The following is a 13144-nucleotide window of genomic DNA, read 5'->3' on the forward strand; positions in this document are numbered from 1 at the left end:
CAGGCCGGGGCATCCGGCCGCACGAACGTGAATATCCATTCCGAAGGCACATAGTACGCAACAGCGGGTTTCCACCCGTTCCTATTGGGAGGCACAAATGACTGGCTATGTTTCGGACGGGGGCGGGTACAACACTCATATGAAGACCATGGAGTGGGAGCTTGCGGTCTCGTCCGGCGCTGCGTTGCTGATGTGGATCGCCGGTCTTGCCGTGGTCGGCGTTCTCATCGGCGCCTTTATCTGGGGCCGTCGCATTCAAGTGCGAGAGGCCAGGCGGCCACGCCCGGACGAGCAGCCGCACCTGCCCGAGGGCGGCCCCGTCAGAGAAGTCCGGGAGTATCGAGACCCGGACGAAGTGCCGCACGACGGCGGTTGGCGCACCCCGCACGAGCTGAAAGAGGGCTACGGCCAGTCGAGCACGCACCCCAGCGAGTCCCAGGACCCCAAGGACCACAGGAAGGGGCGCGGCAGCAGCTTCGGGGGCGGCGGCCTCGGCTAGCCGAACCGGCCCTCCGGTGAGTGTCGGCCACCGGGGCGCCTCGCGCTGTCCGCGCCCGTGTGCTCTCCGGGGCACCCCCTGCGCCCGGGTCGGGCCTCATTCCCACCCAGCTTCACCACGTGTCACCCGCGTTGCACGGGGCCGCTGTCCCGGCGTCTCGACGGGCGGCCCCGTCCGTTTGCCCCGAGAGTGGAAGGGCAGGCGAGCAGCGTGCTTCGGACAGGAGGCGCGTTCGCGACGCGGCACCGCCGAAGTCGTGTGCGGCCTCCATCGGGCCGCGCGTCCGGCCGCGCCGCGACGCCCTCTTCACGCGGGCGCGGTCGAGGAGCGAGTTCTCATGCGTTCGCCGTCCATGAAATAGGGCGTCTCGGGCCCGCGACCACGACAGACGAAACACAAAAGGCAGAACCGAAGAAAGGTTGTCCCATGCCTGCTGGATCCAGCAAGAAGCGTGAGCGCCAGTACGAGCACATCAAGGAAAGCGCGGAGGACCGCGGCGAGTCCACCAAACGCGCGAAGGAAATCGCCGCCCGCACGGTCAACAAGGAACGGGCACGTTCGGGCGAGTCCAAGACCGCGAGCAAGACCTCGACGCGGGACAAGAAGTCCTCGTACCAGCGCGGCGGCGAGCGCTCGCACAGCGGATCTGAGGGCCCCACCCGCGACCAGTTGTACGAAGAGGCCAAGAAGAAGAACATCGAGGGCCGTTCCTCGATGAACAAGAAGGAACTCAAGCGCGCCCTCGGCCACTGAGGAGCACGCCCGGCTCCGCGCCTCCCGCGGGAGGCTCATGTCCGCGTACGGCGGGTACTCGTGCCCGCCGTACAGCCGCCACCCGAGGACGGAACCGCCATGACCGAGTACGAGCGTTCACGCACGATGCCCGCGCAGCCCGAGCACGTCTTCGACCAGGCCGCCAACGTCGACCAGCTCGACACCTGGCTGCCGGACGCCCTGCACGTGCGGGCCGGGCGTCCCCCCGAGGTCACCGTGCACGAGGACCGCACCGACGAGGACACCTCCGCCGAACTGCGTGCCCGACGCGACGCCATGCGGCTCGAATGGGGCACCCGCGACGAGGACAGCTACACCGGCTGGCTCCAGGTCACCGGTGTCGACGGCGGCTCCAGCGAGGCGACGGTGCACCTGACCTTCCGCGACGAGAGCCACGATCCGGGCAAGGAGACCGTCGAGGCCGCGCTGGACAGCAGCCTCCAACGGCTGGAGGAACAGGTGCGGCTGCGCGTCGACAACGCGGCCGGCTGACACGCGGACAGCGACCGCCGCGAGGCCAGGAGGTTCGCGTGCGCCTCTCCCACTCCCGCCCCACTGAACCGGGCTACGTCCGCAAACGGCACGGGCGGGGCTTCCGCTACCTCGACGCCCACGGCCGGCCCCTGCGCGACCGCGCCGAGCTTGAGCGCATCAAGGCCCTGGTGATCCCGCCCGCGTGGCAGGACGTGTGGATCTGCCCCAAGCCGAACGGCCACTTGCAGGCCGTGGGCACCGACGCCGCCGGACGCCGGCAGTACCTGTACCACCCGCAGTTCCGGGCCGAACAGGAGCAGGCCAAGCACGAGCACGTCCTCGACATCGCGGCCCGCCTGCCGAAGGTGAGAGAGGCCGTGGAAGCCCACCTCGGCGACCGCGGACTGACCCGGCAGCGCGTCCTCGCCACTGCCGTACGCCTCCTCGACCTCGGGTTCTTCCGGGTCGGCAGCGAGCGTTACGTCGACCTCAACGACACCTACGGCCTCACCACGCTGCTGCGCGAGCACACCCGCTGCGAGCGCGGCGAGGTGGTGTTCACGTACCCCTCCAAGTCGGGCAAGGAGCAGACCCACGCGGTGGCCGATCCGCCCGCGTGCCGCAGCCTCGTCGCGCTCGCGCGCCGCCGCAGCGGCGGCGACCGGCTGTTCGTCTACTGGGAGCGCCGCAACTGGCACGAGGTCAGCAGCGCGGAAGTCAACGCCTATCTGAAGGAGTTGGCCGGTCTGGAGATCACCGCCAAGGACTTCAGGACCTGGCACGCCACCGTCATGGCCGCCGTGGCGCTCGCTGTGTCCCAGGGCGCCGCGCACAGCGAGAGCGCGCGCCGGCGCGCCATCAGCCGGTCCGTCCGGGAGGTCGCCGCGTACCTCGGCAACACGCCCGCCGTCTGCCGCGCCTCCTACATCAACCCCCGGGTCATCGAGCTGTACGAGGAGGGCGTCACCGTGGCCGCCGTCCTGCCGCGCCTGGGAGCCACCGGCACGTACGGAATCCCGGCGACGCACGGGCCCGCCGAGCGAGCCGTCCTGCGCATGCTGCGCACCGGCCGCGCGCCCAGGGGGACCTGAGCCGTCAGCCGAGCGCGTACGCGGCCCGGCCCTGCCATCGGGAGCCGTCCCACACGATCAGCTCGACCGCCCGCACGTGGCAGACCAGGGGCAACAGGGGCGCGAGGTCGGACTCCAGCGCGTCGTACGCGGCCTCTTGCGTGCCGGGGCCCTCACTGTTGGCGAGCGTCAGGTGCGGGTCGAGCCCGGCGCCGAAGATCCCCCGGTAGGGCACCGCTTCCGGCCACCGCTGGGTGAGGTCCTTGGTGAGCGCCTGGACCGGGTCGCGCGGCCATGGATCGAGATAGAGCACCCCCGGATAGCGGCCGAACTCGGCGAACGTCAGGGTGAAGGCGTCGTGCCCGGCGAAGAGCGTGGCGAGTGCGCGGTGGAGCCGTGCGTCGATCCTGCTCTCGTGCAGGAACGGGTAGAGCACGGTGACATGGGCGGGGAACCCGGCCCGGACCAGCGCGTCGGCCTCGGGGACCTTGATGGTCAGTGCCGTGTCACCGGGTAGGTCGGGCCATCCGCCCGCCCCGTGCTCGCCGTCGTTCAGGTCCCCGTCTGTGGTCATGACAGGCCATGGTCGCACGGGCGCGGGCGGGTGCTCCCCATCAGGCCGTCCGGGGCCGCCGCTCGGCACGCGCCACGTACCACCGCAGGGCGAGGGAGGCGGCCCCGAACGCCACGAACAGGGCGGAGGCCATGCCGAGCGTCCACCAGCGCAGGTCCCCGTCCACCGCGAGGCCGCTGCCCACCCCCGGGTGCAGGCTGTGCAGCAGGACGTGGAAGAAGAAGGTCAGGCCGATCAGATAGAGGGCGTACCAGGCGGGCTTGTTCCACTCCTTCAGGCTGTGCCCGTCCATGCCGGACAGCGGGAGCAGGCCGAACACCACCACCTCGATGCCGGCGACGACCGTGAGACCCACGGCGTAGGCGATCACGTACCGGAGGCTGCCGGGCTCGGAATGCTGTGCCCGGGCGGCTTCGAGCAAGGGAGCGCCCACCACCCACAGGAGCACCACGGCGGCCAGCACGCAGATCCCGCCGACCAGGACCGCCTGGCCCTTGGGCAGGCCGTCGTCGGGGTCGTCGGCGCCGCGCCGGGGAGCCCTGAGCGCCATGTAGACGGCGACCAGTCCGTACACGTACGGCACGGGGAACTCCAGGAACCGGGACATCGCCGTCATCACGCCGGCGAGCAGCAGCCCCGCGGGGACCACCCGCAGCTCGGAGCGGATCCCCTCCCGGCGCGGACGCAGCAGGGAGTCCTTGGTCTTCTCGTACGCCACCAGGATGACCAGCATCCCCACGGCCGCACCGGCGATCTTCACGGCGGTCGCAGGACTCATGTCGCTCCTGGTGTCGGCCCAGACGGCCAAGGAGCCGCCGAGGACCGCGAAAGCGCACACCCTGGCCCAGCCGGGCAGCCGCGGCGGCCTGGCCCGCCTCGCCTCCTGCCGGCGGAGCCACCAGCGCCCCAGCGCGTTGTCCGCCAGCTGGGAGGGGAAGGCGCGCTCCAGGAGCAGGACCACCACCAGGAACCAGGCGGCCATGCCGACCGATCCGGCCAGGTCCTTCAGCGCCCACGAGACGTCGGCCGGGGTGCGCAGGGCTCCGACGAGGCCGAGGTCAGGATCGGGGCGGGTCGAGCCCCGCTCGTCCTTGTCGCCCTCCCCCGTCTTGTCGCGGTTCGCTGCGTCGCCGTCGTCATCGTGGTCCTCGCCCCGATGGCCTCCGCCTCCGGCCGACGGGTCCGTGCCCCCGCCGCGCTTCTTCGTGGGGCTGCTCGACGGCGTCGGCGTGATCGGTCCTGTCTCCCCTTCCGGATGCCGGGTGGACCCCAGGGGCAGTTGGAAGACCGTCAACCGGTCCGGCGGTGGCAGGGTGATCCGGCCGGCCGTCTCCGGGGCCCGGCCCCGGCAGTCGAGCGCCACCTCCCGGCGGCCTGTCATGTCGGCCGGGATCCGGGCGTGGAGGTCGATCAGCTCCCAGCGCCCCTGCCCGGCCGCGCCCTCGTGCGAGTCGGCGTCCAGCCAGGTGTCCAGTCGGCGGCCGCCGATGACGATGGAGCCGCGGACGCAGGCGGCCGGGTAGCCGGCCATGTGGATGGTGACCTCGCGGGGGTCCTTCGTCGGTTCGGTGACGGTCGGCGGGTTCACCCGGTAGGCCGCCGAGGCGCGGACGTCTCCCGGGGTCCGGCAGCTCGCAGTCACCTCGTGCTCCCCCGCCGCGGCGGACGCCGGTACGTGCGCCCGGATGGTGAAGCCTCCGCCGTCGAAGGGCGTGCCGTCGGCGAGGGGCTGCCCGTCCCACAGGACGGCCACCCCCGATCCGGCGTCGCACAGGAAGCCCGTGCCCCTGACCGTCAGATGGTCACCCGGCTCTCCGGAGCCGGAGGACAGGGAGATCCGCGGGTCGGGCCGGGCCGCCGCCACGACGTCGAACGCGGCCGTGGCGGTGGGCGCGTCGTCCACGGCCGAGCAGGTCGCGGTCATCTCGTACCGTCCCGGGGCGGCGTCCTCCGGCACGGAGACGGCCTGCGCGAAGCCTCCGCTGTCGTCGACCGTCAAGGGCACCGGCGCCTGGCCTTGCACGGTGAAGGTCAGCGGGCCCGCGAGCCCGTCCTGGTCGGAGCAGTCGAAGTCGCTGCCGACCGCCGTGAACGTCCCGCCCTGCGCCACCACCTCGTCCTGCGGGCCCAGTGACGGGTCGATGGGCTCGGGCTGCCCCGTGTCGTCGGTCCCGCTGCCCGAAGGCTGTGGGTTCGGCTGTGTCTCCGAGGGGGACACGGCCGTGCTCGACGGCCCCGGTGCGGGGTCTGCCGCGGTCCCGGCCACGGCCACACACGGCATCGCCGCCGTCGTGATGAGGAGCACCGCCCCCAGGAGCGCCCCCCATAACCGTCGGTCCCGTACGCGTCCCGTCCGCTTCATGTCCGTGCCCCCCAGCGCACCGCACGGCCTCCCCAGGCCGCGCCCCCTCGGCTCCCTCTCTTGGGACGAACGGCCGGGCCCCGGTCGTTTCCGGCCACGGGAGCGCAGTGGGGTGCGGCGGCGCGCTCGGCTGAAGCCGAGCGCCGGGGGCGCACGCCCCGCTGCTGCTCTGCTGGTGCTCTTCTGTCCTTTCCTCAGCCTCGCGCCCCGGATCCGGGGTCGCGGCAGCGCTCTAGGTCAGGTCCAAGTCGGTGTGCAGCAGGTCGTGATCCGAGTAGGGGGTGGGGAGCACCCGGTGGCCAAGCGGGGCGATGCCTCGCAGGAAGACGTAGTCGAACTTGAGCTGCCAGTCCGTGGTCGGCTCGCAGCCGCCGACGAGCGGGGGCCTGCACTCGGGGTCGGCGTCCGTGGCCAGGGCCCACATCCGGTCCAGCTCGGGAGCGTCCGGCACCGCGTTGAAGTCGCCGAGGACGATCGCGCGGTCGTGCCGGGCGACAGCGGCGGCGAGCACGCCGGCCTGGTCCGCCCGGACCGCTTCCTGACTCCGCTGGGCCAGGTGCGTGTTGAAGACCCGGACGGCCTTGCCGCCCACCTGGGTGGTGACGGCCATGTACCCGCGGTCCTCGGATCCGCCGTCGGGGTACTCCACGGTCACGCGGTCCGTCATCGGTGCCGCGGAGAGGATCGCCTGGCCGAAGCCCCCGGGGTTCCACGGCCATCCCCCGCAGCGCCCGCGGTTGCGGAGCACCGAACCGTACTCGACGTGGTAGACGAGCCCGTGGAGGTCCTCCAGGTAGTCCCGGATCCTCTCGACGTCACGTACGCACGCTTCTTGCAGGCCGATGACCTGGGGCGCGTACGCGGCGATCTCCGCTGCCCTGCCGACGTTGTTGTTCTCTCCGCAGGGGTTGCAGATGTTCCACGTCATGACCCGGTTCGGTACGACGTCCCTGACGGCTTCGACGGGCGGGGAGCCGCCGAGGACGGCCCCGCTCGGCGCGCTGGGGCCGACGAGCACCGTGCAGGCCACGACCATGGCGCCCGCGAGCAAACGCATGCTCCTACCGAGCACCAGCGCCTCCTCGAAGTGGATACAGGTGGTTACGGATACGGGTGGGTGCGAGTACGAGGGGCCGCGGATGCACGTGACACGTGACGTCCGCGTACATACGAGGTTATGGGACAGGGCCGTCAGCACCGCATGAGGTGGGCCGGATCTCGTGGTGCGCGGTCGCAAGCCCCCGCGATCGGGTCTCACGCGGCCCCGCTGCGGGCGTGCCGGCGCGGCGTCTCGCGCGGCCTCGCGGCGGGCGTCCCGGGACGGGGGGCGCTACTCCACCGCGATCCCGTAGTCCGGCAGCAGCTGTTCCAGGCCGCCCGGGTACCCCTTGCCTCCCAGGACGAAGTCCCAGTCGCCGCTCGCCCGGCGCCGGAAGGAGCCCAGGACCAGGGCGGTCTCCCGCGAACGGCCGTCGGAGACTTCGAGCCGCCCCAGCTCGGTCATCGCGGGATCCAGGAGACGGATGCGGGCATCGGTGAACCCCGCGAGGTCCGCGTCCGGGTTCGTCTCGGGGTCGATCGCGGCGACGAGGGCGAGTCGGTCCGCCGCTTCCGGCAGCGCTTCGAAGGAGACGCGAAGGGCGGCCTTGTCGGGCGGCGTGGCGTCGTGGACGCGCACTGAACCGTCAGGCGTCCGCGGGTTGTTGAAGAACACGAAGTGGTCGTCGCTGAGGACGCGGTTGCCCGCGCAGACGAGGGCGCAGACGTCGAGGGCCACGGAGCCGGACCAGGACATGCCCAGGACGTTGTAGTCCTCCGCCTGGGGCGCGGGCTCGGGGGGCGGCGGGGGCGTGCCGCGCTCGCCCAGCCGGCCGCGCAGCCCGTGCCGGTGCAGCAGGTCGACGAGTTCACTGCCGGATATCAGCTCCAGGGGCTTGCCGTTGGCGAAGGTGTGGGAGCCGGGTCCGAATCCCGAGGTGGTGACCAGCACGCCCTTGTTGGCGCCGCGGTCCTGGACCGTGCCGTACAGGTCACGCACCGCCGTGGGCGGAACGGTGTTGCGGTAGCGCTTCACCTGCACGACGATCTTGCCACCGCGGATGGGGGTGGGGTCCAGGGCGTCGACGTCCACGCCGCCGTCGTTCGAGCGTTGCGTCACCACCGCCTGCATGCCCATGGCGCCGAAGAGTTCCGCGACGAGCGACTCGAACATGATCGGGTCCATGTCGTACAGATCCGGTTCGTCTCCGTCACCGCCGTGGGTGACGACCCGGTTGCCGACCTCTTGGGGCCTGCGTCCGGGGCGTACGGAGGCCAGTTGGTCCGGCCGTGAGGACAGCTGCCCCCTCAGCCCGTCGGCCAGGCAGCTCACCGCGTCCACCTGCTCCAGCCGCATCTCGGTGAACGTGGCGCGGGGGGCCATGACGGTGGCCAGGAAGATCTCCGTCTGCCGGCCCGTCGCCGGGTCGTGGTCGTCCACGAATCCGTTCAGGGCCACCGACTCCAGCGCCCCGTACTCGTCCGCGGCGAAGAGGTCGTGCAGGACCAGCAGAACGCACTGGGCGAGCACACCGCGGTACAGCGACCGGCGCTGGCTCACCGGGCGCGGTGTCTCCTTGTCCTCGTCGGCGGTCACCATGTACCGCACGGACTTCGTCTCGGGGACGACGTCGTAGCCCGGAAGCTCCCAGTCGATGACCAGTTGCCGTGCCGCCGGATCGTAGGCCGCGGAGAGCCGGCGCGGAAAGCTCTCGGGCCACGCGGTGGACGCGTAGAGGGCGGCGGAGAAGTACTCCACCACGGACTCGGGGTCGCGGCGGCCCACTCCCGCGGCCACCTCGGCGATGCTCGCGTTGTAGCCGCGTACTTCCGACAGCTGACTGTCGGCCCATCGCGTGTACTGCTGGTGGAGTGCGGCGAGGCGCTGCTGCCGCTGGACCTCCGCGGCCTGCGCCGCGTGCCAGTCGTGCTCGAACCTGGCGCGTGCCTCGGCCTGTGCCTGTGCGCGACGGCCCGCCGTCCAACCGCCTTGGGCCTGGTACTGGTTCGGGTCCGGCATGGTGACCGGGGCCGCCAGGTGCCCCGGCGAGAACGGCTCGACCTCTTCGGGCCGCATGAGCATGGCCGCCCTGAAAGCGGGGCCACGGCACCCCGATGCCAACAGGCCCTCAAGGGACTCGACTTGGGCTTCGAGTTCCCCGGTCCTTCGCCGTGCCTCCGCGTGGCGGTGCTCTCGGTAGTCCCGGGCCTGCTGGCGCTGGTGGGCCCGGGCCTGCCGCTCCTGCTCCCGGAGCAGCCTGGCCTCGGCCGCCCGCTGGCGCTGCTGCTGACGTTGCACCTCGGTCCAGACACCGACCAGACCACTAGAGCGACGACTCATGCGCGGTAAGCCCTCCCCAGGACGTCAGCCTTCCACCGAGCGCCGATCGCCCCCAGGACCAGCGGTGATGACCCAACTCTATCCAGCAGTCGGCGTCCGTCTCCAAACGTGCCGGAGGCACATACCCGGGCAGCGTGCCGGGTCTGGCGGCTCAGGGCTCTTCGCCCGCGGTGGGCGGTGCCGCCTCGGAGGCCCGGGGCATGGACGACGGGGCGCAGGGGCTCGCTTCGTCGGCGGAGCCGCCGCACGGTGGCGGCGGGGAACTCGACGTGCTGCCCGTCGTCCCGTCGACGGTGGGGCTGCTGCTGTCGACGCCGCCGATTTCTCCGCCGGGATGCACCCCGATCCCGCTGATCGCGCCATCGCTGCCCGGCGCGACGGGCGGCGCGGAGGCCGGTGGGATGTCGTCCCCGCCCTCGTGGCCACCGCGGTCGCCCGCGCCCCCCGCTCCGGCTCCGCCGTGGTCGCCATCGCCGGAAGCGCCGGGCACGGCCGCGCTCGCGTCCCCGGCGGGCGATGAGGTGAGCGGGAACGACGGGCGGTCGGTGCGGTCGGTGCCGCCCGGCTGGTCCGGCGGGGCCGCTCCCCCACCGCCGCAGGCCGCCGCGCCGCAGACCACCAGCGCCACCAGGAAGCCCACCGCGCCCGTGCCCCTGAGGTGTCGTCCTGTCCGCATCGCATCCCCCTGGACAGCCGTGCGTACGCCGCGTGCCGAAAGGGTCCCACCCCACCGTGCGGGCCGCAGCACCGTGCGCGACCGGCGTACGGAATCTGAGCCCCTTGGTGGAGCTTCCCGGCTCGTGTCACCGTACGTCTCCCCGGCCCGCTCCTATCAGGCCAGGCGTACGGCGGGGCCCGCCCCGCTCCCCCGGCCGCGGTCTGCCCGCGGGCGGCTGTGAAAATGTCCGGATGATCGTCAGACTCGCGACAGAGAACGACTTCCCCGGCTTCATCGGCCTGGCGGCCCAAGTGGAGCACTGGTTCGGCCCGATGGTGGCGGAACCGGGCTTCCACCGTGCCGTGAAGGAGCACATCGGCGAGGCCTCCGCCCTCGTCGCCCCCGCGCCCTCGGGGTCGGGGCTCCTGGGCGGGCTGCTGTTCGGCGGGAGCGCCCCGACCTACCACGTCCACTGGCTCGTCATCTCCGAGGAGGCCCGTGGCCGGGGCGTGGGCCAAGCGTTGATGGCGGAGGCCAGGCGCCGGTTCGGACCGGGGCCCGGCACCATCGAGGTGATCACCTTCGGCGCCGATCACCCGGGCGCCGTCACCAGCGGCGCGCGCGACTTCTACGTCCGTCTCGGCTTCACCCCGGGTGAGGCCGCCGAGCCGGGCCCGGAGGGCGGCTCCCGGCAGGTCTTCAGGAGCCCCCTGGCGCCGGAGGAGACCGCGGCGCCGGCCTGAGGCCGACACCAGGCGCGCCGGTCACCACACGTCCGACGGGTCCGTACTCCCCTCGTCGTCCGGGTACACCTGGCGGTGGAACTGCGGGAACCGCTCGGCGTCCGGGTCGAGCAGGTCGATGAGTTCCACCAGTTGACGCTGCAAGGCCCGCAGGCGCGGCGCGGAGGGGGCGCCGTCCGCGGCGATCGTGTCCACGTCGGCCAGCGCGTCCCTGAACCACGACCTGAAGTGCTCGTCGCCGTCGAGGCGCGCGCAGAACTCGGCGTAGTCGAGGCAGCGCCGGCGGCCGGGCTCGCTCTCCGGGTGGATCATGACGCTGCCGATGGCGCGCTGCTGGACGCGGAACAGGCGCAGCTCGTCGTGGTGGCCCGTGGACCTGTTGAGGGTCTCGGCGATGCCGGAAAGCCGCGTCATGACCTCGCGGTTGGGTCCGTGGCCGCCGAGGTCGAGGAACTGCACGTCGCGCCGGAGGATCTCGACCCAGCCCAGGTACTCGGCGAGGACGAACACGGTGCTGCGCCGGACGAGTTCCGCGTCCTTCTCCGTCCCCCGGACGAGGAAAACGCTCAGGTATCGGCCGCGGAGGATGTTGTACAGGCGGCTCTGGAGGTCGAAAGCCGCCCAGGCGAGCGACGCGCCGTACTGGTTCATGTAGTTGAGCCGCTCGGCGGCGGCCACCCGCCGCTGCTGCCAGTAGCCGAGGAACGCGGTCGTCACCGCGCTGGCCAGTGCCACGGCCGCCGAGATCCAGGTGAGCGCGTCCACGGGGAAAACCTAGGGGCACCGGCGCGCGCGTGCCAGGCGCGGGCCGGCCCCCTTCGTGTCCCTCAGGCGTCCGCGTCGCCGAAGTCCGGTGCCACCGGCGCCAGCTCGGCCCACACGACCTGGCCGGAACCGCCCCCGGCCCGCGCGACGCCCCAGTCCCTGGCCAGCGCGTCCACCAGCGCGAGTCCCCGGCCGCTCTCCCGGTCGGGGTCCGGTGCGCGCCGCGCGGGGACCGTGTCCCCGCGGGCCTGGTCCTCGACCTCGATCCGCAGCCGCTGCCCGGTCACGCGCAGGCGGCACACCACATGGTCGCCGAAGGCGTGCGCGATCGCGTTGGTGACGAGTTCGGAGATCAGGAGGACCGCGTCGTCACCGACGTCCAGGGCGATGCCCCACTCGGTCGTCCGCTCGCGTACGTGCGTGCGGGCCGCCCGTACGGAAGCGGCGGCGGCCGGTAAACGGAATATGGTCGACCGGTGCGCGGGCAGCGGCCCGGGCACGAGATCCGAAGGCGTGGGGTGGGTGGGGGAAACCACGTGGGTCGCCTTTCGTTCGCCGTCGCCTGACCGACGGTGTCCGCCACGCACCACGGCGTGACGACGCGTGCGTGCTCGCCCTCCGCCCACCGTCGGGCCGCCGATGCGGTGGTGCCGGACCGGCGCCGTCGCGGGCGGGTCACGGCCTGGCCCCGAGGGGGTCCGTGCGGCCATGACGGGCTGTCAACTCCGTGATGATCACGGCTCTTTGGTGCTCCTGTGACAGCCGGACCACTGTGACACCTGTGAAGAGCGAACTGCAACCGCTGAGTTGAAATTTTCAATTCGTCACGCGCATCCTGCTCACATCGGCCGATGATCGTGACAGACTGCGAGCGCGGCACCAGGGCGACGCCCTCGGCGCGCGCGAACGCGGACAGCTGCGCGGACGGATGCGGACGGATGCGGGGAGGTGGGGCATGACAGCGCAAACGGCGTGGGGCGGCGCCCCCTCGGTCCTGCGCATGATCCTCGGCAAGCGCCTCGAGGCCCTGCGGTCGCGCGCGGGCCTGACGTACGAGCAGGCGGGCGAGGCGATCGGCGTCAGTCACTCGACCATCAGGCGCCTCGAAGCCGCCAAGGTGGCGCGGCTGCGGCTCTCCGACGTGGAGAAGCTGCTGCGGACGTACGGCGTCGCGGACGAGCACGAGATCGACACGTTCCTCCAGTCGGTCCGCGAGGCCAACCAGCGCGGCTGGTGGCACTCCTACCGCGACGTGATGCCCGACTGGTTCGCCGCGTACCTCAGCCTGGAGCAGGCCGCCCACCAGATCCGTGCCTATGAGTCGCAGTTCGTCCACGGCCTGTTGCAGACCGAGGACTATGCCCGGGCCCTGCTGAGCGCGGGCAATCCGCACGCCTCGGACGAGGTCACCGAGCGCCAGGTCGCCCTGCGCATGGAGCGTCAAGGACTGCTGACCCGTCCCTCTCCCCCGCATCTGTGGGTCGTGATGGACGAGACCGTGCTGCGCTGGCCGGTCGGCGGCAGCGCCGTGATGCGCGCGCAGATCGACCATCTGATCGCCGTGACGGCGCAGCCGCACGTGACCTTGCAGATCATGCCCTTCAAGAACGGCCCGCACCCGGCCATGCGGGCGGGGGCGTTCCACATCTTTCGGTTCAAGGCCCCCGAACTGCCCGACATCGTCTACGTCAACGGCCTGGTCGGGGCCGTGTATCTCGACAAGGGCGACGACGTGGTGGTCTACCGCGAGGCCCTGGACCGGTTGGGCGCCCAGGCGGCGCCCGCCAGGAAGACCGAGGCCCTGCTCGGCGCGATCCGTAAGGAGCTGTGAGTGCACCCCATACGC

Annotated in this window: 13 protein-coding genes; 6 read left to right on the forward strand and 7 right to left on the reverse strand. The window is 72.0% G+C overall.

Annotation, left to right across the window (positions count from 1 at the left end):
• Nucleotides 1–139: 139 nt before the first annotated feature.
• The 4 genes from AC07GB_RS13380 (at nt 140) to AC07GB_RS13395 (ending at nt 2838) form a co-directional block, all read left to right on the forward strand.
• On the forward strand, nt 140–499 hold the full coding sequence (locus tag AC07GB_RS13380) for a DUF6479 family protein (protein WP_478844691.1): 360 nt from the start codon (nt 140–142) through the stop codon (nt 497–499).
• A 426-nt stretch (nt 500–925) separates the two neighbouring features.
• Nucleotides 926–1252, forward strand: a complete 327-nt coding sequence (locus tag AC07GB_RS13385) for a plasmid stabilization protein (RefSeq protein ID WP_478844693.1) — start codon at nt 926–928, stop codon at nt 1250–1252.
• A 99-nt stretch (nt 1253–1351) separates the two neighbouring features.
• Nucleotides 1352–1765, forward strand: coding sequence for an SRPBCC family protein (locus AC07GB_RS13390; protein WP_478844695.1), 414 nt, complete (start codon nt 1352–1354; stop codon nt 1763–1765).
• Between the two features lie 38 nt (nt 1766–1803).
• Nucleotides 1804–2838, forward strand: coding sequence for a DNA topoisomerase IB (locus AC07GB_RS13395; protein ID WP_478844697.1), 1035 nt, complete (start codon nt 1804–1806; stop codon nt 2836–2838).
• Nucleotides 2839–2842: 4 nt separating this feature from the next.
• Here AC07GB_RS13395 and AC07GB_RS13400 read toward each other — a convergent pair whose 3' ends face one another.
• The 5 genes from AC07GB_RS13400 to AC07GB_RS13420 all read right to left on the reverse strand — a co-directional run bounded on the left by AC07GB_RS13400 (nt 2843) and on the right by AC07GB_RS13420 (nt 9808).
• Nucleotides 2843–3391, reverse strand: coding sequence for a 2'-5' RNA ligase family protein (locus AC07GB_RS13400; protein WP_478844699.1), 549 nt, complete (start codon nt 3389–3391; stop codon nt 2843–2845).
• Nucleotides 3392–3431: 40 nt separating this feature from the next.
• Nucleotides 3432–5609 carry an FGLLP motif-containing membrane protein gene (locus tag AC07GB_RS13405; RefSeq protein WP_478844701.1) on the reverse strand — a complete coding sequence of 726 codons (2178 nt, stop codon included), beginning with the start codon at nt 5607–5609 and terminating at the stop codon, nt 3432–3434.
• 376 nt (nt 5610–5985) lie between these two features.
• Nucleotides 5986–6810: an endonuclease/exonuclease/phosphatase family protein gene (locus tag AC07GB_RS13410; RefSeq protein WP_478844851.1), complete on the reverse strand. Its 825-nt coding sequence runs from the start codon at nt 6808–6810 to the stop codon at nt 5986–5988.
• A 273-nt stretch (nt 6811–7083) separates the two neighbouring features.
• Nucleotides 7084–9132: a restriction endonuclease gene (locus AC07GB_RS13415; RefSeq protein WP_478844703.1), complete on the reverse strand. Its 2049-nt coding sequence runs from the start codon at nt 9130–9132 to the stop codon at nt 7084–7086.
• A gap of 151 nt (nt 9133–9283) precedes the next feature.
• Complete coding sequence (locus tag AC07GB_RS13420; RefSeq protein WP_478844705.1) at nt 9284–9808, reverse strand: hypothetical protein; 525 nt, start codon at nt 9806–9808, stop codon at nt 9284–9286.
• Between the two features lie 233 nt (nt 9809–10041).
• Here AC07GB_RS13420 and AC07GB_RS13425 point away from each other — a divergent pair, with 233 nt between their 5' ends.
• Complete coding sequence (locus AC07GB_RS13425) at nt 10042–10533, forward strand: GNAT family N-acetyltransferase (protein ID WP_478844707.1); 492 nt, start codon at nt 10042–10044, stop codon at nt 10531–10533.
• 21 nt (nt 10534–10554) lie between these two features.
• Here the strand turns inward: AC07GB_RS13425 and AC07GB_RS13430 are convergent, their stop codons facing one another.
• Together AC07GB_RS13430 and AC07GB_RS13435 are read right to left on the reverse strand one after the other, a co-directional pair.
• Complete coding sequence (locus tag AC07GB_RS13430) at nt 10555–11298, reverse strand: hypothetical protein (RefSeq protein WP_478844709.1); 744 nt, start codon at nt 11296–11298, stop codon at nt 10555–10557.
• Nucleotides 11299–11360: 62 nt separating this feature from the next.
• Nucleotides 11361–11834: an ATP-binding protein gene (locus AC07GB_RS13435; protein ID WP_478844711.1), complete on the reverse strand. Its 474-nt coding sequence runs from the start codon at nt 11832–11834 to the stop codon at nt 11361–11363.
• A gap of 419 nt (nt 11835–12253) precedes the next feature.
• Between AC07GB_RS13435 and AC07GB_RS13440 the strand changes: the two genes are divergently transcribed.
• Nucleotides 12254–13129: a helix-turn-helix domain-containing protein gene (locus AC07GB_RS13440; RefSeq protein WP_478844713.1), complete on the forward strand. Its 876-nt coding sequence runs from the start codon at nt 12254–12256 to the stop codon at nt 13127–13129.
• The last annotated feature ends 15 nt before the right edge of the window (nt 13130–13144 follow it).

It is taken from the genome of Streptomyces sp. NPDC045778 (assembly GCF_056431945.1).

What these genes read in the sequence shown, in the direction of transcription:
- AC07GB_RS13380 (WP_478844691.1), top strand. Translation starts at nt 140, where the DNA reads ATGAAGACCATGGAGTGGGAGCTTGCGGTCTCGTCCGGCGCTGCGTTG.
- AC07GB_RS13385 (WP_478844693.1), top strand. Translation starts at nt 926, where the DNA reads ATGCCTGCTGGATCCAGCAAGAAGCGTGAGCGCCAGTACGAGCACATC.
- AC07GB_RS13390 (WP_478844695.1), top strand. Translation starts at nt 1,352, where the DNA reads ATGACCGAGTACGAGCGTTCACGCACGATGCCCGCGCAGCCCGAGCAC.
- AC07GB_RS13400 (WP_478844699.1), bottom strand. Translation starts at nt 3,391, where the DNA reads ATGACCACAGACGGGGACCTGAACGACGGCGAGCACGGGGCGGGCGGA.
- AC07GB_RS13410 (WP_478844851.1), bottom strand. Translation starts at nt 6,810, where the DNA reads ATGCGTTTGCTCGCGGGCGCCATGGTCGTGGCCTGCACGGTGCTCGTC.
- AC07GB_RS13415 (WP_478844703.1), bottom strand. Translation starts at nt 9,132, where the DNA reads ATGAGTCGTCGCTCTAGTGGTCTGGTCGGTGTCTGGACCGAGGTGCAA.
- AC07GB_RS13420 (WP_478844705.1), bottom strand. Translation starts at nt 9,808, where the DNA reads ATGCGGACAGGACGACACCTCAGGGGCACGGGCGCGGTGGGCTTCCTG.
- AC07GB_RS13425 (WP_478844707.1), top strand. Translation starts at nt 10,042, where the DNA reads ATGATCGTCAGACTCGCGACAGAGAACGACTTCCCCGGCTTCATCGGC.
- AC07GB_RS13440 (WP_478844713.1), top strand. Translation starts at nt 12,254, where the DNA reads ATGACAGCGCAAACGGCGTGGGGCGGCGCCCCCTCGGTCCTGCGCATG.